This window comes from Caulobacter hibisci (assembly GCF_016135805.1).
GTDB lineage: Bacteria > Pseudomonadota > Alphaproteobacteria > Caulobacterales > Caulobacteraceae > Caulobacter > Caulobacter hibisci.
Genome location: NZ_JADWOX010000005.1, coordinates 1 through 21,066 on the forward strand (window position 1 = coordinate 1; position 21,066 = coordinate 21,066).

At 69.1% G+C, this 21,066-nt stretch carries 23 protein-coding genes; 8 read left to right on the forward strand and 15 right to left on the reverse strand.

Annotated features, from left to right (window positions below):
- Positions 1-218 precede the first annotated feature (218 nt).
- Together I4Q42_RS08965 and I4Q42_RS08970 are read left to right on the forward strand one after the other, a co-directional pair.
- Positions 219-2,195 (forward strand): acetyl-CoA carboxylase biotin carboxylase subunit, encoded by a 1,977-nt coding sequence (locus I4Q42_RS08965; RefSeq protein ID WP_198575730.1) that lies wholly within the window; start codon positions 219-221, stop codon positions 2,193-2,195.
- Complete coding sequence (locus I4Q42_RS08970; RefSeq protein ID WP_198575731.1) at positions 2,192-2,698, forward strand: MerR family transcriptional regulator; 507 nt, start codon at positions 2,192-2,194, stop codon at positions 2,696-2,698. The genes I4Q42_RS08965 and I4Q42_RS08970 overlap by 4 nt, the downstream gene beginning before the upstream one ends.
- 133 nt (positions 2,699-2,831) lie before the next feature.
- On the opposite strand, the gene I4Q42_RS08975 is transcribed toward I4Q42_RS08970, so the two are convergent.
- Together I4Q42_RS08975 and I4Q42_RS08980 are read right to left on the reverse strand one after the other, a co-directional pair.
- Positions 2,832-4,010, reverse strand: a complete 1,179-nt coding sequence (locus tag I4Q42_RS08975) for a vWA domain-containing protein (protein ID WP_198575732.1) — start codon at positions 4,008-4,010, stop codon at positions 2,832-2,834.
- A 67-nt stretch (positions 4,011-4,077) separates the two neighbouring features.
- Positions 4,078-4,377 (reverse strand): UvrB/UvrC motif-containing protein, encoded by a 300-nt coding sequence (locus tag I4Q42_RS08980; RefSeq protein ID WP_198575733.1) that lies wholly within the window; start codon positions 4,375-4,377, stop codon positions 4,078-4,080.
- 93 nt (positions 4,378-4,470) lie between these two features.
- Here I4Q42_RS08980 and I4Q42_RS08985 point away from each other — a divergent pair, with 93 nt between their 5' ends.
- The gene (locus I4Q42_RS08985) at positions 4,471-5,913 is read left to right on the forward strand and encodes an MFS transporter (RefSeq protein ID WP_332873048.1); all 1,443 of its coding nucleotides are present in this window, start codon (positions 4,471-4,473) and stop codon (positions 5,911-5,913) included.
- A 170-nt stretch (positions 5,914-6,083) separates the two neighbouring features.
- On the opposite strand, the gene I4Q42_RS08990 is transcribed toward I4Q42_RS08985, so the two are convergent.
- The 6 genes from I4Q42_RS08990 to I4Q42_RS09015 all read right to left on the reverse strand — a co-directional run bounded on the left by I4Q42_RS08990 (position 6,084) and on the right by I4Q42_RS09015 (position 11,180).
- Positions 6,084-7,145, reverse strand: a complete 1,062-nt coding sequence (locus tag I4Q42_RS08990) for a Leu/Phe/Val dehydrogenase (RefSeq protein ID WP_198575734.1) — start codon at positions 7,143-7,145, stop codon at positions 6,084-6,086.
- Positions 7,146-7,276: 131 nt separating this feature from the next.
- A complete protein-coding gene (locus tag I4Q42_RS08995) occupies positions 7,277-8,317 on the reverse strand; it encodes an alpha/beta hydrolase (RefSeq protein ID WP_198575735.1) in 1,041 nt (346 codons plus the stop codon).
- A complete protein-coding gene (locus I4Q42_RS09000) occupies positions 8,314-8,898 on the reverse strand; it encodes a uracil-DNA glycosylase family protein (protein WP_198575962.1) in 585 nt (194 codons plus the stop codon). The genes I4Q42_RS08995 and I4Q42_RS09000 overlap by 4 nt, the downstream gene beginning before the upstream one ends.
- Positions 8,899-8,945: 47 nt before the next feature.
- On the reverse strand, positions 8,946-10,061 hold the full coding sequence (locus I4Q42_RS09005) for a phage tail sheath family protein (RefSeq protein WP_198575736.1): 1,116 nt from the start codon (positions 10,059-10,061) through the stop codon (positions 8,946-8,948).
- 62 nt (positions 10,062-10,123) lie between these two features.
- Positions 10,124-10,777 (reverse strand): glutathione S-transferase family protein, encoded by a 654-nt coding sequence (locus tag I4Q42_RS09010; RefSeq protein ID WP_198575737.1) that lies wholly within the window; start codon positions 10,775-10,777, stop codon positions 10,124-10,126.
- An 88-nt stretch (positions 10,778-10,865) separates the two neighbouring features.
- The gene (locus I4Q42_RS09015; RefSeq protein ID WP_198575738.1) at positions 10,866-11,180 is read right to left on the reverse strand and encodes a DUF3253 domain-containing protein; all 315 of its coding nucleotides are present in this window, start codon (positions 11,178-11,180) and stop codon (positions 10,866-10,868) included.
- 112 nt (positions 11,181-11,292) lie between these two features.
- Between I4Q42_RS09015 and I4Q42_RS09020 the strand changes: the two genes are divergently transcribed.
- Positions 11,293-11,751, forward strand: coding sequence for a PaaI family thioesterase (locus I4Q42_RS09020; RefSeq protein WP_198575739.1), 459 nt, complete (start codon positions 11,293-11,295; stop codon positions 11,749-11,751).
- Between the two features lies 1 nt (position 11,752).
- Positions 11,753-12,235, forward strand: a complete 483-nt coding sequence (locus I4Q42_RS09025; protein ID WP_198575740.1) for a hypothetical protein — start codon at positions 11,753-11,755, stop codon at positions 12,233-12,235.
- A 1-nt stretch (position 12,236) separates the two neighbouring features.
- Here the strand turns inward: I4Q42_RS09025 and phaH are convergent, their stop codons facing one another.
- The 3 genes from phaH to rlmJ all read right to left on the reverse strand — a co-directional run bounded on the left by phaH (position 12,237) and on the right by rlmJ (position 15,141).
- The gene (gene phaH, locus I4Q42_RS09030; RefSeq protein WP_198575741.1) at positions 12,237-12,947 is read right to left on the reverse strand and encodes a phasin PhaH; all 711 of its coding nucleotides are present in this window, start codon (positions 12,945-12,947) and stop codon (positions 12,237-12,239) included.
- Positions 12,948-13,037: 90 nt separating this feature from the next.
- Positions 13,038-14,312: a chromate efflux transporter gene (gene chrA, locus I4Q42_RS09035; RefSeq protein ID WP_198575742.1), complete on the reverse strand. Its 1,275-nt coding sequence runs from the start codon at positions 14,310-14,312 to the stop codon at positions 13,038-13,040.
- Between the two features lie 4 nt (positions 14,313-14,316).
- Positions 14,317-15,141, reverse strand: coding sequence for a 23S rRNA (adenine(2030)-N(6))-methyltransferase RlmJ (gene rlmJ, locus I4Q42_RS09040; RefSeq protein ID WP_198575743.1), 825 nt, complete (start codon positions 15,139-15,141; stop codon positions 14,317-14,319).
- Between the two features lie 105 nt (positions 15,142-15,246).
- Here rlmJ and I4Q42_RS09045 point away from each other — a divergent pair, with 105 nt between their 5' ends.
- A complete protein-coding gene (locus tag I4Q42_RS09045) occupies positions 15,247-16,257 on the forward strand; it encodes a DNA topoisomerase IB (RefSeq protein ID WP_198575744.1) in 1,011 nt (336 codons plus the stop codon).
- On the opposite strand, the gene I4Q42_RS09050 is transcribed toward I4Q42_RS09045, so the two are convergent.
- A complete protein-coding gene (locus I4Q42_RS09050) occupies positions 16,254-17,243 on the reverse strand; it encodes a helix-turn-helix transcriptional regulator (protein WP_198575745.1) in 990 nt (329 codons plus the stop codon). The two genes, I4Q42_RS09045 and I4Q42_RS09050, sit on opposite strands and share 4 nt — an antisense overlap.
- 75 nt (positions 17,244-17,318) lie before the next feature.
- On the opposite strand from I4Q42_RS09050, the gene I4Q42_RS09055 reads away from it, so the two are divergent.
- Both I4Q42_RS09055 and I4Q42_RS09060 read left to right on the forward strand, forming a co-directional pair.
- A complete protein-coding gene (locus tag I4Q42_RS09055; protein ID WP_198575746.1) occupies positions 17,319-17,663 on the forward strand; it encodes a hypothetical protein in 345 nt (114 codons plus the stop codon).
- A 314-nt stretch (positions 17,664-17,977) separates the two neighbouring features.
- Positions 17,978-18,799 (forward strand): flagellin, encoded by an 822-nt coding sequence (locus I4Q42_RS09060; RefSeq protein WP_198575747.1) that lies wholly within the window; start codon positions 17,978-17,980, stop codon positions 18,797-18,799.
- Positions 18,800-18,883: 84 nt separating this feature from the next.
- Here I4Q42_RS09060 and I4Q42_RS09065 read toward each other — a convergent pair whose 3' ends face one another.
- From I4Q42_RS09065 to I4Q42_RS09075, 3 genes are all read right to left on the reverse strand, one after another.
- Positions 18,884-19,447, reverse strand: coding sequence for a GNAT family N-acetyltransferase (locus I4Q42_RS09065; protein ID WP_198575748.1), 564 nt, complete (start codon positions 19,445-19,447; stop codon positions 18,884-18,886).
- 211 nt (positions 19,448-19,658) lie between these two features.
- Positions 19,659-20,045 carry a Rieske (2Fe-2S) protein gene (locus tag I4Q42_RS09070; protein WP_198575749.1) on the reverse strand — a complete coding sequence of 129 codons (387 nt, stop codon included), beginning with the start codon at positions 20,043-20,045 and terminating at the stop codon, positions 19,659-19,661.
- Positions 20,042-21,046: a fumarylacetoacetate hydrolase family protein gene (locus I4Q42_RS09075; protein ID WP_198575750.1), complete on the reverse strand. Its 1,005-nt coding sequence runs from the start codon at positions 21,044-21,046 to the stop codon at positions 20,042-20,044. Before I4Q42_RS09075 ends, I4Q42_RS09070 begins: the two co-directional genes overlap by 4 nt.
- Between the last annotated feature and the right edge of the window lie 20 nt (positions 21,047-21,066).

Sequence of the window (21,066 nt, forward strand, 5' to 3'; positions counted from 1 at the left end):
CACCAACCCGCCCAAGAAGCACGACAATATTCCGCTTTGATCAAGGGTGGGACGCGAGATGCTCCCCCTCTGGGGGAGGCGGCCGAAGGCCGGTGGGGGGAAGTTTTCAGCTGCCGGCGCGATGGCCGATTTCCCAGCCACTCCCCCCACCGATCGCTTCGCGATCACCTCCCCCACAGGGGGAGGTTCCTCAAAGACCAACCCACCGAGGACCGCCGATGTTTTCAAAGATCCTGATCGCCAACCGGGGCGAGATCGCGGTGCGGGTGATCAAGACGTGCCGTCGTCTGGGGATCGCCACGGTGGTGGTCTATTCGGACGCCGACGCCGACAGCCTGGCCGTTGAGATGGCCGACGAGGCCGTGCACATCGGCGCCTCGCCGGCGGCCCAGAGCTATCTCGTCGCCGACAAGATCATCGCCGCCTGCAAGCGGACGGGCGCGCAGGCGGTGCACCCGGGCTTCGGGTTTCTCTCCGAGAAGGCCGAGTTCGCCCAGAGGTGCGCCGACGAGGGGATCGTCTTCATCGGTCCCAACCCCGGCGCCATCTCGGCGATGGGCGACAAGATCGAGAGCAAGAAGTTCGCGGCGGCTGCGGGTGTGTCCTGCGTGCCGGGCCACATCGGCGAGATCGCCGACGTCGCCGAGGCCCTGAGCATCTCCGAGCAGATCGGCTATCCGGTGATGATCAAGGCCAGCGCCGGCGGCGGCGGCAAGGGCATCCGGGTGGCCTGGAACCCTAAGGACGTCGAGGAAGGCTTCCCGGCCGTGCGGGCCGAAGCCGCCGGCGCGTTCGGCGACGACCGCATCTTCATCGAGAAGTTCATCGAAAGCCCCCGCCACATCGAGATCCAGGTGCTGGGCGACAAGCACGGCCACGTCGTCCACCTGTTCGAGCGCGAATGCTCGATCCAGCGGCGTAACCAGAAGGTCATCGAGGAGGCGCCGTCGCCGTTGCTCGATCCGCAGACCCGCGCGGCCATGGGCGCCCAGGCCGTCGCCCTGGCCCAGGCGGTGAACTACGACAGCGCCGGCACGGTCGAGTTCGTGGCCGGCCAGGACAAGAGCTTCTACTTCCTGGAGATGAACACCCGCCTGCAGGTCGAGCATCCGGTCACCGAGCTGATCACGGGCCTCGATCTGGTCGAGCAGATGATCCGCTCGGCGGCCGGCGAGCCGCTGGCCTTCGGCCAGGAGGATCTGTCGATCAACGGCTGGGCCGTCGAGAGCCGGATCTATGCCGAGGATCCCTACCGCAAGTTCCTGCCCAGCATCGGCCGGCTGGTGCGCTATGCGCCACCGCAGGAGGGCCAGAAGGACGGCTATCTCGTCCGCAACGACGCCGGGGTGCGCGAGGGCGATGAGATCTCGATGTTCTACGATCCGATGATCGCCAAGCTGTGTTCGTGGGCTCCCACCCGGACCGAGGCGGTCAAGGGCATGGCGAGAGCCCTGGAGGACTTCCACATCGAGGGGCCCAGCCACAACGTGCCGTTCCTGGCCGCGGTGATGGACCAGGAGCGCTTCATCTCGGGCCAATTGGCCACCAGCTACATCAAGGACGAGTTCCCGGACGGTTTTTCCGGAACCGAGCCCACGCCGCTGCAGCTGGACATCCTGGCGGCCACGGGCTGCGCCCTGCAGCGGGTGCTGGCCCGGCGGCTGGGCTCCAGGCGCACGGACTGGACGGTGGTGGTCGGCCACGCCAAGCGGCGCGTGCGGTTCGAAGCCGAGAGCGACCGGGGCCTGACCGTCACCCTGCTCGACGAGGGCCGCAGTCTGGTCCTGACCGACATCGCCTGGCGGCCAGGTCTGGCGGTCTTCCGCGCCGTGCTGGACGGCGTGGCCTTCACCGCCGAGGTCGCGCCGGCCGCCGAGGGCTTCACCATCCGCCACCGGGCCGCCAAGGCCCGGGTGCTGGTCTTGACCGCCCGCAGCGCCGAGCTGCACGAGAAGCTGCCGGCCAAGGCCCCGGCCGATACGTCCAAGCTGGTGCTGTCGCCGATGCCGGGCCTCGTGGTGTCGATGGACGTCGCGGTCGGCCAGCAGGTCCGCGAGGGCGAGATCGTCTGCGTGCTCGAGGCCATGAAGATGCAGAACATCCTGCGCGCCGAGCGCGACGCGACGGTGAAAGCCGTCAACGCCAAGGCCGGCGATCCCGTGGCCGCCGATCAGGTGCTGGTGGAGTTCGCGTGAGCCAGCCCGACCTCGCCATCCCCGGTCCGCGGACAAAGGCGGCCATCGCCCTGGCCGAACGCCGCCGCGCCCAGACGAGCCTTCGCAAGGGAGTTCCGATGCCCGCCGTCCAGATCGCTCCACCCGCCCCGCGCTTTTCCCTGCGTCCGACCGAACTGCCGATCGGCGTGGTCGCCGAGCAGCTGGGCCTGACCCTGCGCGCCATCCGTCACTACGAGGAGATGGGCCTGATCGCCTGCGGGCGGGGGGCCAAGAACGTCCGCACGCTGGGCGTGGCGGCGCGGGCGCGGCTGTCGGCCATCGCCGACCTGCGGGCGCTGGGCCTGCCGATCTCGGAGATCGCCGACCTGCTGGGGGAGGACGGGGCGTGTCCGGAGCGGCTGAAGGCGCGGCTGCGGGCGCAGCTGGAGGCGCTCGATGCGCGACGGACGGCGATCGCGGGGTATCTGATTTCCCTCTCCCAGAGGGAGAGGGAGGGGCCCGCGCAGCGCGCGGGAGGGTGAGGGGTTACACCGCTCACCGTTTACCCGCCTGCATTCATACAGGGCGTGGTGATGGGACCGCCGACTTTGAAACCCCTCACCCTCCCATGCTTCGCATGGGCCCCTCCCTCTCCCTATGGGAGAGGTTTTCCACCTACCCCCGCACCAGCTCCCGCATCGCCTTGTCGAGCCCGTCGATGGTCAGCGGGAACATGCGCTCGTTCATCAGCTGCTTCATGACGCCGATCGACTGGGTGTAGTCCCAGTGGCGCTCGGGGGTGGGGTTCAGCCAGATGCAGCTCTGGTAGATGTCGGTGACCCGGCTCATCCAGATGGCGCCGGGCTCCTCGTTCCAGTGTTCGACGCTGCCGCCCGGATAGGTGATCTCGTAGGGGCTCATCGTCGCGTCGCCGACGAAGATCACCTTGTAGTCGGCCGGGAACTTGTGGAGCACGTCCCAGGTCGGGATCTTCTCGGTGTGCCGGCGCTTGTTGTCCTTCCACACGCCCTCGTAGAGGCAGTTGTGGAAGTAGTAGAATTCCAGGTGCTTGAACTCGGTCCTGGCGGCGCTGAACAGCTCCTCGCAGAGCTTGATGTGGCCGTCCATCGAGCCGCCGATGTCGAAGAAGATCAGCACCTTGATGGCGTTGCGGCGCTCGGGGCGCAGCTGGATGTCGAGATAGCCCTTCTCGGCCGTGCCGCGGATGGTGCCGTTCAGGTCCAGCTCTTCGGCCGCGCCGGTGCGGGCGAACTTGCGGAGGCGCCGTAGGGCGACCTTGATGTTGCGGGTGCCCAGTTCGACGCTGTCGTCGAGGTTCTTGTATTCGCGCTTGTCCCAGACCTTCACGGCCCGGCCATGACGGCTCTTGTCCTGGCCGATGCGCACGCCTTCGGGATTGTAGCCGTTGTTGCCGAACGGGCTGGTCCCGCCCGAGCCGATCCACTTGTTGCCGCCCTGGTGGCGCTCCTTCTGCTCAGCCAGGCGCTCCTTCAGGGTCTCCATCAGCTTCTCGAAGCCGCCCATGGCCTCGATCTGGGCCTTCTCCTCGTCGGTGAGGAACTTCTCGGTCAGGGCCTTGAGCCACTCTTCGGGAATGTCGGCGGTGATCCCCTCGCCCGTCGTCTCAAGCCCCTTGAAGACGTGGCCGAACACGCGGTCGAACTTGTCGAGGTTCTTCTCGTCCTTCACCAGGCTGGCGCGCGACAGGTAGTAAAAGTCATCGATCGAGCGGTCGATGACGCCCTTGTCGAGGGCCTCCATCAGCAGGAGGTATTCGCGCAAGCTGACCGGCACCTTGGCCTGGCGCAGCTCGGAGAAGAAGCGGAGGAACATCGATCGGGTCTCAGTCTCGAACGGTCGTTCGAAAGCATGAAGCCTTCCGCCCCCGGACGCAACGGCCCTAGGTCTTTCGACGCCCGCCGCGCGAATGACCGGCGGTCATCGGGTCGGGCTTCTGCGGCGGCGTCCAGCCGGGCGGCCTGGCCGGAACCGGCTGGTCGGTGCCCAGCCCCATCTTCCCCGGCACCTGGCGTCGGAAGTAGGACGCCTGGGTCGCCGGATCCTCGGGCGTCTCGTGCAGCCGCTCGGACCGCCGCAGGCCGGCGATCTCGTCGCGCAGGCGGCCGGCGGCCTCGAAATCCTCGGCGGCGACGGCCTGGGCCATGCGCTGTTCCAGCGCCTCGATATGGGTCTCGGGCATGGCCGCTCCTTGCTCTGGGAAGACAACGCTCCAGATCGCGGTTCGGCGACTCTTTCCTTGAGGCGCCGGCCTTGCGGGCGTAGGCCCTGCGGCGTGTCCGATCCCGCCTCCGCCAGTCCGGCCGCCGCGCCGCCGTCAGATAGCCTGACCGAGCCGTCGCCCTGGACCACCCGCCTGGTCTCCCTGGCCGTGGCCAGCGCGCTCCTGATGGAGTTCATCGACTCCACGGCCCTGTCGACCGCCCTGCCGCGCCTGGCCCAGGCCTTCGACGCAGACCCAATCCACCTGAAGCTGGCCCTGACCTCCTACATCCTGGCCCTGGCGGTGTTCACCCCGGCCAGCGGCTGGGCGGCCCAGCGCTACGGGGCGCGACGGGTCTTTCTGACCGCCATGGTCGTCTTCCTCGGCGGCTCGGCCCTGTGCGGCCTGTCGCAGAACCTGGGCCAACTGGTGGGGGCGCGGGTGATCCAGGGGATCGGCGGGGCGATGATGACGCCGGTGGCGCGGCTGATCGTCGTCAGCTCGACGCCCAAGGACAAGCTGATCAGCGCCATGGGCTGGTTTACCATGCCGGCCATGGTCGGACCGCTGATCGGGCCCCCGATCGCGGGCCTGGTGCTGTCGGTCGCCGACTGGCCGTGGATCTTCTACCTGAACCTGCCGATCGGCCTGGTCGGGGCCCTGGCCGTACGCCGCTTCGTGCCCAAGGGCGCGCCCGACCGCGAGGCCGGCCGCTTCGACACCCTGGGCTTCGTGTTCAGCGCCGTCGCCCTGTCGGGGCTGATCGGCCTGGCCGAGACGGCGGGCCTGCCGCTGCTGCCGCCGCTGGTGCAACTGGCCCTGCTGGCGGTGTCACTGGGCGCGGGCTGGCTCTACCTGCAGCGCTGCAAGGCGGTGAGCCGGCCGATCCTCGACCTGACCCTGCTGCGCTACCCGACCTATCGCGCCAGCCTGCTGGGCGGCACCTTCGTACGATTGGGCATCGGGGCCAGCCCGTTCCTGATGCCGCTGCTCTTGCAAGTCGCGTTGGGCTGGAGCCCGCTGAAGGCCAGCGCCGTGACCATCGCCACCGGGGCCGGGGTGCTGGTCGCCCGGCCGTTCGCCGGCGCCCTGCTCAAGCGCTACGGATTCCGCTCGGCCCTGGCGGCGTTCGTGGTGTTCACGGCGATCATGACCGCCGTGCCGGGCGCCTTCACGGCGGCGACGCCGATGGGACTGATGATCGTGCTGCTGCTGGTCGGCGGCTTCGCGCGGTCCAGCCAGTTCATCGCCGCCAACACCATCGCCTATGCCGACGTGCCCCAGCCGCGCGTCGCGGCGGCCTCGACCCTGGCGGCGGTGACGCAGCAGGTGGGATTGGCGCTGGGAGTCAGCTTCGGCGGCCTGATGCTGCACCTGACGCGCGGCAGCGGCGCGCACCTGACGCCGTCGAGCTTCGTCTGGCCGTTCGTGGCGATCGGCGTGGTGACGCTGCTGGCGCTGCCGGTTTACCTGCGGCTGGACAAGGACGCGGGGGCGAGTTTGAGCGGAAGATGATCCCTCTCCCCTTGCGGGAGAGGGTGGCCCCCGCGAAGGCGGGGGTCGGGTGAGGGGTCGCACAAACGCAAAACGCCGCGACAGCGGTGCAGCTGTCACGGCGTCTGATTTCTGAGAGACCCCTCATCCGTCGGCTATCGCCGACACCTTCTCCCGCAAGGGGAGAAGGATCAGGGACGCGCCGCAGAAATCCGCGCCCGGGCGATCTCGTCGGCCACCAGGTTGGCGGGACGCCCTTCGCTCTTCGACTGGTCGAGCACCTCGACCAGGGTCAGGGCCAGGCGGTCGAGCTTGGTCGCCACCCAGTCGGGATCGAAGGCGCCGCCGGCTTCTAGGGCGCGGATCTCGGCCGCGACGTTGATGATGCCGCCGCCGTTGATGACGTAATCCGGGGCGTAGAGAATGCCGCGATCGAACACGGTCTGGCCGATCAGGGCGTCAGCGAGCTGGTTGTTGGCGCCGCCGGCGATGACCTTGACCTTCAGGCGCGGCAGGGTCGTGGCGGAAATCGCGCCCCCCAAGGCGCACGGCGCAAAAACGTCGGCCTCGACGTCGAAGATGGCGTCGGCCGGCACGATGGTCGCGCCGGTCTTGGCGGCTACCTCGTTCAGGGCGACCTGGTTGACGTCGGCGATGATCAGCTCGGCGCCGGCCGCGTGCAGCTTCTCGGCCAGATAGGCGCCGACATGGCCGACGCCCTGGATGGCGACCTTGACGCCCTTGAGGTCACGGCCCAGCGCCCGCTCGACGCACAGGCGCACGCCGCGGAACACGCCTTCGGCAGTGACCGGCGAGGGATCGCCCGAGGCGGCCGCGTGGCCTTCCAGGCCGGCGACGTAGCGGGTGGTCTTGCGGGTGCTTTCCAGGTCGGCCGGCGAGACGCCGACGTCCTCGGCCGTCCAGTAGCTGCCGCCCAGACTGTCGACGGCGCGGCCGAAGGCCTCGAACAGCTCGGGGCTCTTCTGGCTGCGGCTGTCGCCGATGATCACGGCCTTGCCGCCGCCGAAGTCGAGGTCGGCCATGGCGTTCTTGTACGACATCCCGCGCGACAGGCGCAGGGCGTCGGTCAGGGCCGCCTCGCTGCTGGCGTAGTCCCACATCCGGCAGCCGCCGGCGGCCGGGCCGCGGGCGGTGGAGTGGACGGCGATGATCGATTTGAGGCCGGTCTTTTCGTCGTAGAACGAATGGACGCCTTCGTGCCCTTCGAAATCGGGAAGATCGAACAAGGTCATGCCGTGCCTCAGCCGGAAAACAATGGGCGGGGATGTACGCCCCTCCACGCGTCGCCGCAAGGATCACTTCATCGGCTCATTTTCATATCAGCCGACGATCATTCTTTTCGCACTGCGAAATGCCGGACGATCTACGAGCGACCAGCCGGAACGCCCTGAACTTTGACGATATTGGGCGCGGTCGGCGCGCCCGGGATCGGCGGCGCGCCCGACGGCAGGTCGGCCTGGGGGTCCGCGAGGAAGGCCGCGGCGTCGCGCCAGACCACTTCGGCCTGCTTGTCGACCAGAAGAAGATGGTAGCCGTTCGCGTAGAACGCCGAACGATCGTCGGGTTTCAGCCGGCGGGCGGCCTGCTGCGTCGGCTCGTCGGGAATGATCTCGTCGTGCGCGCCGTAGAAGTAGGCGACCGGAACCTTCACCCGCCCCAGCGACGCCCAGGCCCGCTCCATCAGCCCGACCAGGCCATAGAGGGTGTCGGAGCGCGCGCCCCAGATCATCAGCGGGTCGCGGCCCATGCGGCGCAGCTCGTCGATATTGTCGGTGGGCTGAACCTTGGAGACCAGCCACTCGGGGGGCTTGACCACCCAGCTGCGGGCGGTGTGGGCGCTGATCCACAGGCTGGTCTTGTAGGGCAGAGGCTGGGCCGACCAGCCCCAGACGGCGGGGGCGAACAGCAGCAGCGTGTCGGCGGCGGGCGGGTTGTCGCTGGCCATGGCGGCGATGGCCAGCCCCCCGCCCATGCTGACCCCGGCCAGGGCGACCTTGGCCTCGGGATGGGCCTCGCGGACCAGGGCGACCAGGGTGCGGACGTCCTCGATCATCAGGTCGGTCGAGGCCCAGACGCCTCGGTTGGGCGAGCGTCCGAAGCCGCGCAGGTCCAGGGCGTAGGTGGCGATCCCCTGCTTGGCCCAGAAGGCGGCCGCCAGGTGGAAGGCGTTGGAATAGTCGTTCATGCCGTGCAGGCCGACGATCACCTGTGTGACCGGTGCGCCCGCCTCCGGCAGCCAGGTCTTGAGACCCAGCCGGGCGCCGTCGAAGCTGACCAACCAGTCGTCCTGCAACCGCGCGCCGCGCAGGCCGAGCGGGGCCAGGTCGGGACGCTGGATGATGGGGGCGCAGGCGGCGGCGAGGCCGGCGGCCCCGACGGTGAGAAGAAGGCTCCGACGGTTCATTCGGCCAGAATGCCCGCGACACGGCGGCGAAGATAGGGCGTCACCTCGTCCTCGAACCAGGGATTGCGCTTGAGCCAGGCGGTGTTGCGCCACGACGGGTGCGGCATCGGCAGAACGCCTTGCGCCAGATATTCGCTCCAGGCGGCGACCGTGTCGGTCATCGAGCCCTTCATGCGGTCGCCCAGCGCCCAGGCCTGGGCGTAACCGCCGACCAGCAGGGTCAGCTCGACCTTCGGCAGGCTTTCGAGCAACGGCCTGCGCCACAGCTGGGCGCAGCGCGGCGGCGGCGGATAGTCGCCGCCCTTGGGATTGGTGCCGGGAAAGCAGAAGGCCATGGCCGCCACCCCGATCTCGGGCCGACCGTAGAAGGTGTCGCGATCGATCCCCATCCAGTCGCGCAGGCGATTGCCGGACGGATCGTTGAACGGCAGGCCGGTCTCGTGCACCAGCCGCCCGGGCGCCTGGCCGCAGATCAGCAGCCGCGTCCCCTCGCCCACCCGCACGACGGGCCGCGGCTCGGGCAGGTCGCCGACGCAGGCGCGGCAGGCGCGGATTTCGGAGAGCAGGACGTCCAGCGGCATGGTCGGCAGGTAGGACGAACCCGCCCCCGCGCCAAGGGGCGGCGACCTCAAGCCGCGCCCGTCGAAACCTGGATCGAGGTCACCACGAACTCGGCGGGGCGTTGCACGGCCAAGCCGATGTCGACCCGCAGCCGCCCCTCCGCCACGTCCGCCGGCGTGTTGTTGCGGGCGCCGCAGATGACGACGAAGGCCTCGCTCGGCTTGACGCCCGCCAAGGCGCCGGCTCGCCAGAGGCCGACCAGGAAGGTCTCGACCTGGGCGGTAACCCGTGTCCACAGCGGCGGACCGGCGGCGTGAAACAGCGCCCAGTCCAGGCCGCGCTCGACGCTGGCCTCCACGTGATCGACCAGTCGGCGCAAAGGCACGTAGCGGGCCGCGGGATCGAGGGGCGCGGCCAGGGTGCGGGCGCCCCAAACCACAAAGCCCGCACCGGGAAAGAGCCGAAGAGCATTGAAGCCGCGCTCGTTGAGAGCGCCGTTCTCGTTGTCGCTCAAGGTCCGCTCGGGCTCCGCGCCCTGGACGGCGATGTGAACCCCGGCCGGCGCGGCCCAAACCCCGCGTTCGCCGTCGATCCTGGCCCATATGCCGGCCACCGCGCCACCCGCGGGACGCACCCCATCGGCGTCACGAAGCCTTGGCAGGTAGCAGGCGGTGCGACCTGAGGCCGCCAGGGAGAAGTCACCCAAGGCTTCAGCCGTCACCGCGCCGAGGCCGCCGTCGCTCCAGGCCGCCAGTGGATCAAGGATCAGCATGGCCCGCCGCCGCTCTACATAGGCCGCAGCGGCCTCTCGGGCGAAGCGCGGCGCCTCGCCATCGATCCGATCGGGTGACAGGTGCAGGATATTAAGGTCGACCTCGTCGAGCGCAGCCAGGGCGGCCGCCAGGTTTTCAGGCGATGTCGCCTGGCCGGACAGTCGCACGACCACCGCCGCCTCGCCGCCGTTGGCGAAGAAATCCCGAACCGCCAGGGTCAAGGGAAAGCGCCTGTCGGGCGCGCCGAAGGCGATCTCGAACGCGCTCGCGCCGCCAATCGCCGTGGCAAGGTCGCTCGGTCCCTCGCCCGCGCATCCGACGAAGGCCGCCACGGCCGTCGGCAGACCGACGATCAAAGGCGGCGAGCCGACCTCCTCGATGAATACGCCAGGAAAGGTCGGATCCGGCATGACGGCTGGTGCTCCCGCGCTTGAGAGTCAACCTCCCGTGGCCGGCGCGGCTTGGCAAGCGCTTAGGCTGCGACGGGCGCAACCAAAGCCAGCAACCCTTCCTCCTTGGCGATCAGGGCTGCGAAGCACGGCCCCGCCAGGATCGCATCGGTATAGGCCTTGGTGCGCGGCCAACGTGACAGATCGAGCGCAAGGTGGCGGAGGTTGGCGAACGGGCTGGCGACGGCGATGTCGGCCAGGGTCAGGCGATCCTCCAGCAGGAAGCCGCCGGCCTCGGGGACGATGGTTTCCAGGTAGTCGAGCACCGGCGGCAGCTCTTCGGCCTGCGCTTTCGCGGCGATCGCCTCGTCACCGGGCCGGCGCATGAAGCGCGGCGCGACGATGCGGTTGAAGAAGATCTTGCCGGCCGCCGCGACCAGGATGGTGTCGGCATATTCCTCGAACCACACCGCCCGGGCGCGAGCGCGGGGCTCGGCCGGGATCAGGTTGGGCTCGGGATGCAGGGCTTCGAGATAGGTGATGATCGCCGAGGAGTCCGAGATCCTGAAATCACCGTCCTGGAAGGCCGGGATCTTCTTGAACGGACTGCACTCGGCAAAGTCGGGGTCGAGGGTTCCGGGCGGCGACACCCGGTTCTCGAGCGCCAGACCCTTTTCGGCGCCGAAGGCCAGGGTCTTGCGCACATAGGGAGAAAGCGACGAGCCGAAAACGATCATAGGAGCCTCCCGACATATTCGAGACGCTCATAGGTTCATCGATCAAGTTTCATTTCAAGACCCACTGAAAAGCGGGTCCTGAACCGGCTCAGTCCTCGGCGCCGTCAACGCCGTCGTCGGCCTCGTCGTCGGCCACGTCCGGGAAGCTGGTCGGGTCGCCTTCCATCGGCAGGCGGAGGCGATAGACGCCCCGGAACTTCTCGGGGTTGGTCGGCTTGTTGTGGCGCAGGATGACGATCTTGCCTTCCTTGGCCAGCTCGACGGCGTCGGTGCGGATGTGGCCCAGCAGGCGCTGCCAGCGCTCGGGCTGCAGGATCTTGGCCACCGACATCGGGTCGATGGACTTGCCGGCCGGCAGGGCGGCCAGTTGCGAAAGGATGGTGTCTTGGATCGGGGTGGTCATGGGCAAGCCATGCCACGGTTCGGCTCTCGACGTAAGCCGGATGCCTTGCTTCGGCGCGCGCAGGGGTCTTAGCTGGACCGCAAAACAACGAGAAAGTACGGGAGCGCAGGGCATGGACGGCGGCAACGAGATCGTCAGCGGACCGAAGCTGGTCGAGGACGGCGACTGGGCCGGATGGCGCACCTGGACGGGCCTGGATCCCTTCGAGGACACCGCCGGGCCGTTCTATTTCCGCGAGGACGACGGCAAGGTCCGCTGCGCCTTCCGGGCCGAGCCGCGTCACATGAACGGCGGCGGCTTCATGCACGGCGGCTGCATGCTGACCTTCGCCGACTTCTCGCTGTTCGCCATCGCCTGGCGCGAGCTTGAGAACGCCAAGGCCGTGACCGTGTCGCTGAACGGCGACTTCGTCGGCCCGGCCAAGCCCGGCGATCTGGTCGAGGCGACCGGCGAGGTGGTGCGCGCCGGCGGCTCGATGATCTTCGTGCGCGGCCTGCTGTCCACCGGCGGCCAGCCGATGCTGAGCTTTTCCGGCGTGATCAAGAAGATCTGGTCGATGGGAGGAGCCTAGGATGCTGACGATCGTCCTGGCGGCCCTGGCCTTGACCGCCGCTCCCGATCCGAATGCTCGGATCCCCTCCGGCGCCAGGGTGCTGCCGCCGATCGCGGCCGGGGCCAGATTCATCGATTTGGACTTCGACGGCGACGGTCGGTCCGACCGCCTTCAGCTGTTCTACGACACCGTCCAGGGGAAGTTGGCGCTCTGGATCCTCTGGGCCAATGGCGACGGCGAGCGGCTGTTTTCCGAGACGGCGACGGCCGGCAACATCGACAGCGTCCTTGCCTTGCCCGGCGCCGGCGACCCAGGCTGCACGACGGTCGACCGGTCGGGCGAGCACCGTTGTGGCCGCCCGGCGGTGATCGGCCACACGGCCAGCGTCCTGCTGATCCAGCCAAGCGGCGAGCGGTTCGTCTTCACCGCGCAACGAGGCCGGGGCGCCTGGAGCATGGAGAAGGCCCATCCGCGCGAGCCGGCCTTCACCCCGAAGTTCTAGCTCAGGCTCCTCCCGCCAGCCGCTTGGCCTGGGCGATCCAGGCGTCGCGCTCGGCGCGGCCCTTGAGGTTCAGCAGCTTGTCGAAGCTGTCGAGCTCGTCCTGCGACCAGTCGGCGATCTGGCTGAAGCGGGTGACGCCCAGGTCGGCCAGCGAGGCCGCCAGCTTGGGGCCGATGCCGACCAGCAGGGTCAGGTCGTCGGCGGCGGTCTTGACGGTCTCGACCACGGTTTCGAGCACCGGCTCGGCGACCTCCGCGACCACGGTCTCGGCGGCTTCGACGACCGGCGCGGCCGCCTCGGCCACGGGCTCGGGCGCGATATCGACCACGGCTTCGAGCACCTCGATCGAGGCTTCGGCGATGGCCACGGGAACCTCGGCGGCGACTTCGGCCACCTCGACGACGGACGCGGCGACCGTCTCGACGATCGGCTCGACCTCGGCGACAGCGGCCTCGACCACCTCGGCCGGCGTGTCCAGCACGGCCGGCGCATCGAGCGCGCCGCGCGAAACCGGCTCGGGCGCCAGGGCGATCAGGGCCTCGAGATTGACGGCCTCGCGCCAGCGATTGGCCCACCACCACCAGGTCGCCCCGGCCGCCGCCGCGCCGCCGAACACCGCCCACAGGGGCGAGGCCGCGCCCAACAGCAGGTTGGGCGCCGAAGGCGTTTCGGGGCTGTCGGACGACAAGGGCAAGAAGGACGAGGAAGCCATGGCCGTTCACTCCGTCGATCGCGATTGTGCGGCGCAGCATAACACAGATCGCTGGTTCGCAAGCGCAAAAATGCTGACCTTGGGTAAGCTTTAGAACAGCGCTCCGCAGGCCAGGCCCGCCAGGGTCATCACCGCCACCAGGGCCAGGATCGGCAGCCGCAGGGCGAAGGTCAGGCCGCAGGCCAGGACCACCAGGCCCAGGGCAGCAGGGTCGAGGCTAGCGAGGTCCGGAACGGTGGTCCTGAACGGCCCCCAGACGACGTCGTCGCCGCTGCGGAACAGCAGGTGCACCGCGAACCACAGGGCCAGGCTGGCGATCACCCCGACCACCGCCGCCCCCACCCACGACAGGGCGGCCGCCGCGCGGGCATGGGTGCGTAGGCGCTCTACGAACGGCCCGCCGGCGAAGATCCACAGGAACGACGGGGCGAAGGTGGCCCAGGCCGCCATCAGTCCGCCGGCGATGGCGGCGGGCCAGGCCAGGGCCGGGTCGGCGTCGCGCCAGGCGGCCACGAAGCCGACGAAGACGAAGACCAGCACCAGCGGCCCCGGCGTGGTCTCGGCTAGACCCAGGCCGTCGAGCATCTGGTTCGGCGTCAGCCAGTTCAGCTCGCCGGCGACCTGACCCACATAGGCCAGCGCCGCATAGGCCCCGCCGAAACTGACCACCGCCAGCCCGCTGAACACCCCGCCGATTTGCGCGAGGGCCGAGCGCGGCGCCAGGACGAAGGCCAGGGCCACGGGCGCGAGCCAGGCGGCCAGGCACACCAGCGCCGCCCTGCCCGCCCCCTTCAACGGCGACGGCGGCTCGGCGGAGGCGGGGATCGCGCCTCGCCCGCCCAGGAACCACCCGGCCAGGCCGGCGACCAGGATGACCAGCGGAAACGGCGCGATCGTGAAGCTCAGCGCCAGAAAGGCCAGCACCGCCGCGACCTTGCCGGCCCGATCGCGGGCGGCGCGTCCGGCCATCTTCAGCAGGGCTTGAAGCACCAGGGCCACGACCGCCGCCTTCAGCCCCAGCAGGGCCGGCGCGGCCCAGCGCGCCTGGCCGTGGACGACATAGAGCGCCGAGAGGCCCAGCATGGCGAACAGCCCCGGCAGCACGAACAACAGTCCCGCCGCCAGCCCGCCGCGCACCCCGTGCAGCCGCCAGCCCAGCCAGGTGGCCAGTTGCTGGGCCTCGGGACCTGGCAGCAGCATGCAGAAGCTCAGGGCATGTGCGAAGCGGTCCTCATCGACCCAGCCGCGCTTCTCGACCACCTCGCGGTGCAGCAGCGCGATCTGCCCGGCCGGCCCGCCGAAGCCCAGACAACCGACCTTCAGCCAGACGGCGCAGGCTTGGCGAAGGCTGGGCGTGGGACTCACGCGGTCAGGCGCGCCAGACGCGGCCGGCGGCGCCCGTATCGCCCAGGCGCTCAGCCAGGAAGGTGGTGATCTGCGCGACCTGAGGCTCGATGTCCGTCGGCGCGCCGACCAGCACCATGGCGCTGCCGTTCATCTTCATCGGATCTCTCAAGGGCCGCAGGCGGAGCTCGGCCACTAGCGCGTCGTCCGTGACGTTTTCTAGCGCGCGGATGAAGGCGTCGAAGGTCTCCAGGTCCTTCAGCGGCGTCCAGATCGCCAGCACGGCGGCCGGATCGACGGCGCGCACGGCCCGCACCGTGGCCACGCACTGGGCGTAGTCGTCGGGGCGCTCGAACGGCGGGTCGATCAGCACGAAGGTCCGCCCGCCCCGCCCCGCGCGGGCCTCGGCCGTGGCGTAGCCGTCGGCCTGGAGCGCCTGGGCGAAGGCATAGGGGCCCAGCACCTTGCGCAGCTGGTCGAAGTCGTCGTCGCGCAGCTCACAGGCGGCGTAACGGTCGCTTCGGCGAAGGGCGCGGGCGATCAGCAGCGGCGAGCCCGGATAGAGCGGCGCGTCCTTATTGCCGACGTTCAGTTCCTCCACCGCCTTCAGCAGCGGCGCGAAGGGTTCGGGGGCGTCGCCCTCGGCCAGCAGGCGGCCGATGCCGGCGGCGGCTTCCTTGGATTTCTGGGCCATGTCGCCGCGCAGGTCGTAGGCCCCGGCCCCGGCATGGGTGTCGATCACCGCCAGCGGGCTCTCGTCGGCGGTCAGCGCCTTCAGCAGGGCCAGCAGGATCGCGTGCTTCTGCAGGTCGGCGAAATTGCCGGCGTGGAAGGCGTGGCGGTAGTTCATCGAAGCTCCCCGGAACGGACGAACGCTCTACCACGTTGGCCGAGATTAGGTTGGGAGCGAACGCATGGCCCGGCATTTTTCCACCCTCGGCGCGCGGTGACCGCCATGGCGCGCGACACCGCCGACACCACTCCCGCCGAAAAGACCCTGCTGGCCTATGTCAACGACCAGGAACAGGGCCTGAGCCGCCTGGGGAAGCCGGGCAAGTTCAGCTATGCCGACGCCGACGGCCGCACGGTCAAGGACGCCGCCACGCTAGACCGTATCCGCGCCCTGGCCATCCCGCCGGCCTGGACCGGGGTGTGGATCTGCCCCGATCCCAACGGCCACATCCAGGCGATCGGCCGCGACCAGAAGGGCCGCAAGCAATACCGCTATCACCCCGACTGGCGGGCCGACCGCGACGCCCGCAAGTACGAGCGCATGGCCGCCTTCGGCCGCGCCCTGCCCCGCCTGCGCAAGCGCGTCGACGCCGACCTCGCCCGCCGCGGCCTCCCGCGCGAGAAGGTGCTGGCCGCCGTCGTGCGCCTGCTGGAGCTGACCCTGATCCGCGTCGGCAACGACGAATACGCCAAGACCAACAAGAGCTTTGGCCTCACCACGATGCAGAAGCGCCACCTGAAGCTGGCCGGCGGCGGGGCGGTGTTCGAGTTCAGGGGCAAGAGCGGCAAGACCCATCGCACGGGCTTTCGCGACCGCCGGCTCGCCCGCATCGTCGGCGCCTGCCAGGAGCTGCGCGGCCAGCGCCTGTTCCAGTATCTCGACGAGGACGGCCAACGCCGGGCGATCGAGAGCCACGACGTCAACGACTACATCCGCGCCGTCGCCGGCGAGGACTTCTCGGCCAAGGACTTCCGCACCTGGTACGGCTCGCTGGCGGCGTTGGAGGCGCTGAGCCTGCAACCGGCCCCGGAGACCAAGACCGAGGCCAAGAAGGCGCTGAACCTGTGCATCAAGGCCGTGGCCGGCCTTCTGGGCAACACCCCGGCCGTCTGCAGGGCGGCCTATATCCACCCCCGGGTGCTGGAAGCGTTCGAGACCAGCGCCCTGCCCAGGCGGCGGGCCAGTTCGGCAAGGGCGCAGGAGCTGGCGTTGCTGAGGTTGGTGGCGAACTAGGCCGGGCTGGAGCGATGCGCCGCCAGCGCCTTTTCCAGTTCTTCGATCATCCGCTGCCTCAGGCTCTCCGGCGAGACGATCTCGATCGCATCGCCCCAGGTGAACAGGTGCCAGGCCAGTTCCAGCATGCCGCTGGCCCGGAAGCTCACCGTCACCACGCCGTCCGGACCTCGCTCCACCACCTGGTTGGAGTGGAACCGCCAGCGCAGAGCGTCCTCCGCCCGTTCGGGCTTGATCCGCAGAACCACGTCCTCGATCTCGCCGTGATAGATGCCGAAGCTCTCGTCGGCGAAGGCCTGCAGTGAGAAATCGGCCGGCGGCGAGGCCGGGGCGTCCAGGGCCTCGACCCCGGCCATACGGTCCAGGCGGAAGGTGCGCGGCCGGGGATCGCTTCCCTCCAGCGACACCAGGTAGTTGCTGCGGCCAAACAGGATGCCCAGCGGCGTGACCTTGCGGGTGCGTCCCGGCTGGCTGCCGCCGTCATAGCGGAACGACAGGGCCGTCAGCCCCTTCACCGCGCTGCGGATCTGGGCCAGCACGCCTTGGTCCTCGTAGGGCCGCGGGCCGGCGTGGACGGCGATGGTCTCGGCCTGAACCAGGGCCTCGACGTCGGGGGCCACGCGCCGGCGAGCCGAGCCCTTCAGGGCCGACAGCAGCTTGCCCTCCAGGGCGTACAGCGCGCTGGCCCGGCCTTCGGCGCCGGCGGCGGCGTTGGAGTCAGCGGCCGTGCGCAGGGCCGCCAGTTCCTCGGCGGTCGGGGTCTGGAACAGGCTGTCCAGGCCGGACGGGATGCGGAACCGTCGGGTTGGCGGGTCCTCGATCGACTCCATCTGCGGAAAAGCGGCCCAGACCGCGTCGCGCATGCGCTCGGCCGTGCGCCGCCCGACCTCCATGGCCTGCGCCATCTCGTCCAGGGTCAGACCTTCGGAGGTGCTGGCCAACAGGCGGGCCAGGTCGAGCAGCTTCGTCGCCTTCTCATGTCTCATTCCGGTTCATTACGACCGTTTTTGACGCAACGCACCTTCAAAAGAGATCATCGCCTTCGTTTCGGAGAAACCGACATGAGCCGCCTCGCCTGCCAGCCCTGGCACGTCCGCCCGGTCAGCGCCGCGATGATCTCGGCCGTGCTGGCCTTCGCCGACATCCACCGCGACCTGGGCGCGGGCCGCACCCTGATGCGCCTGAGCCCCGAGCGCGCCGCCAAGGCCGACGTCATCCTGCTGCTGGGCGGCGACGCCGAGCGCTCCACCGACCTTGGCCTGGTGTGGAACGACCGCGAGGACCAGCTGGTGCGGGTGATCGACGACGCGGCCCTGCGCGAGACCCGCCTGGCCGCCTGGGAAGAGGCCTTCGACCTGTTCGAGACCGAGGATCCCGCCGCCGAGCCGGCGCGCCTCTGCGCATGATCTCCAAGCGCACAAGTCACGAGCGGCTTGAATCTTCGATGATGAAAGCCGGGCCAGACGCCCAGCTTCCTCGCTCGACACAAGGACATCAGAGTCTAGACGACGCCTGGGAAAGTCTCGATGACTCGCCCCGACGAACCCGGCGATTCAGCCGCGCCGACTGCGTCAATGAAGGTTAACGGAGACTTACCACTAAGCTCTCGGTAACCGCGACATTTTCACTCAATGCTAAGAAGATTGCGAAATATTGCAGGAGGGCAAAAAGCCCTCCGATGTCAAAATGACGTCGGACACCTCAAGAAGGAGTCTTCGTTATGGCGCTGAACAGCGTGAACACGAACTCGGGGGCGATGATCGCCCTGCAAAACCTGAACTCGACCAACAGCGACCTGCAGATCACCCAGCAGCGCATCAACACCGGCAAGAAGATCGGTAGCGCCAAGGACAACGGCGCCATCTGGGCCACCGCCAAGAACCAGTCGGCCACCGCCTCCTCGATCAACGCCGTGAAGGACTCGCTGCAACGCGGCCAGTCCACCATCGACGTCGCCCTGGCCGCCGGCGACACCGTCACCGACCTGCTGGGCAAGATGAAGGAAAAGGCCCTGGCCGCTTCCGACACCTCGCTGAACACCGCTTCGTTCAACGCCCTGAAGTCGGACTTCAACTCGCTGCGCGACCAGATCACCAAGGCCGTCAGCAACGCCAAGTTCAACGGCGCGAGCATCATCGACGGCAAGACCACCAAGCTGACCTACCTGGCCAACTCGGACGGTTCGGGCATCACGGTGAACTCCAAGACCCTGTCGCTGGCCGGCATCGGCCTCAGCGCCGGCACGTCGTTCACCGACGCCGCCGCGGCCAAGACGATGATCTCGACCATCGACACGGCCCTGCAAACGGCGACCAACAAGCTGGCTTCGCTGGGCACCAGCTCGACCGGCCTGGACACCCACCTGACCTTCGTCGGCAAGCTGCAAGACAGCCTCGACGCCGGCGTGGGCAACCTGGTCGACGCCGACCTGGCCAAGGAAAGCGCCAAGCTCCAAGCCCTGCAGACCAAGCAGCAGCTGGGCATCCAGGCGCTGTCTATCGCCAACCAGTCGTCGAGCTCGATCCTGAGCCTGTTCCGCTAAGCGGAACCTGGCAGCGCGGCCCACCGCGCCCCGACGACCAAGACTATGGGGGCGGGCCGCAAGGTTCGCCCTTTTTCTTGAGCCCTAGCGAACGGGCGCCGGCGTCAGCGCCTTGCCCATCCGCACCAGCGGCACGTCGTAGCCCTTGGAGGTCGGCGCGGTGAACGGTTCGATCGCCTCATAGCCGCAGGCCTCATACAGCGGCACGCCGCCCATGGTCGCCGCCATCTCGGCCCGCGAGAACCCCTCCCCCGCCGCCGCCTGTTCGCAGGCCGCCAGGATCATCCGGCCCACGCCCTTCCGGGTGTGGTCGGGGTGGGTGTACATCGCCCGCACCCGGGCCGCGTCGCGGACCGGATCCAGCATGGCCGCATCGCGCCCGGCCGAATGGTCGCCGCCGAACAGGGTCGCCCGCCGGCTCCAGCCGCCGCAGCCGGCGATCGCCTCGCCGTCCTGAACGACGAAATAGGTGCCGTCGGCGATCAGCTGGCTGTCCAGACCCATGACCTCGAACGACGCCGCCACGCCCTCGGGCGGCAGGAACGGCGTCAGCAGCTCGGCGATCGCGGCGTTCATCAGGGCCGTCAGGGCCGGAACGTCTTCAGGCTTGGCGAGGCGGAGGGTGAGGCGGGTCATGTCCTCCGACATAGTCGCCCGACGGCTCGGCGCAAAGCGCCCGAGGCAAGCCCGGCAAAGGCCCCACGCCTTTCCGAAAACTTTTTTCGGAAAAAGCTAATGACAACGTTGTCACGGCAAGCAAGAGCGGCTATACAGGATTTGCCCTTCCTAGGGCGTTTCCTCCCAATGACTCGGCCGCCTTCTTCTCCTGGAGGGCGGCTTTTCTTTTGGGCGAAGGGTTTCAGGCGGTCTTGATCCGGCCGTCCTCGACCCGCACGGGCCAAGGCGTCAGCCGAGCGCCAGCGCAGGGGCCGCCAAGGCAGGCGCCGTCCTCGATCGAAAACACCGCCCCATGCCAGGAGCAGGCGATCATGCCGCCGTCGGGGGTCAGGTACTGGTCCAGCGCCTGGGCCAGCGGCAGGCCGGCGTGCGGGCAGCGGTCGACATAGCCGAACACCGCCTCGCGCCGCCGCACCACGAAGCCGTGGAAGCGGTTGGTGCCGATCTGCAGCACGTAGTTGCGGGCCGCCCCGTCGGCGATCAGGTCGAGCGGACCGAGATTGACCCCGGCCGGCGTCGACCAGACCCTTCCGCCATGCTCGACCTGTGAGGCGACCTCTTCGCTCAAACCCGCTCGACCTGCTGCTCGATGGCGCCGAAGATCGTGTGGCCCTTGGCGTCCTTCATCTCGATGCGGACGGTGTCGTCGCCCAGCAGGAACGGCGTCTTGGCCGAGCCGTGCAGAATGGTCTCGACCGTGCGCAGTTCGGCCAGGCAGGAGTAGCCAAGACCGCCCTCGGCGATCGGCTTGCCCGGGCCGCCGTCTTCGCCGCGGTTGGAAACCGTGCCCGAGCCCACGATGGTGCCGGCGCTCAGCGCCCGGGTCTTGGCCGCGTGGGCCACCAGGGTCCCGAAGTCGAAGGTCATGTCGACGCCGGCGTCGGCCGCGCCGAAATCCTTGCCGTTCAGCTCGACCAGCAGCGCGCCCGACAGCTTGCCGTCGCTCCAGCCCGGCAGGGCGTCAGGGCTGACCGCCACCGGCGAGAAGGCGCTGGCCGGTTTGGATTGCACGAAGCCGAAACCCTTGCCGAGCTCGGCCGGGATCAGGTTGCGCAGGGAGACGTCGTTGCACAGCATCACCAGCCGAATGGCCGCCAGGGCCTCTTCGCGGCTGGAGCCCAGCGGCACGTCGCCGACGATGACGGCGATCTCGCCCTCCAGGTCGCAGCCCCAGGCCGCGTCGGCCAGCGGAATGGTGTCGCGGGGGCTGAGGAACCCATCCGACGCGCCCTGGTACATCAAGGGATCGGTCCAGAAGCTCTCGGGCATCTCGGCCCCGCGCGCCTGGCGCACCAGCTGCACGTGATTGACGTAGGCGCTGCCGTCCAGCCACTGGTAGGCGCGCGGCAAGGGGCTGAGCGCATGGTGCTCGTGGAAGCGGTCCTTGGGCACGCCGCCGTGCTCCAGGCTCTCGGCCAGCCCGCGCAGCAGCGGCTCGCAGCGTTCCCAGTCGTCGAGCGCGGCCTGCAGCGTCGGCGCGATCGTCCCGGCGTCGGTGCACCAGGCGACGTCGTTCGACACCACGACCAGCCGGCCGTCGCGGCCGCCCTTCAGAGACGCGAGCTTCATTCGGCGCTTCCTCTCATTGT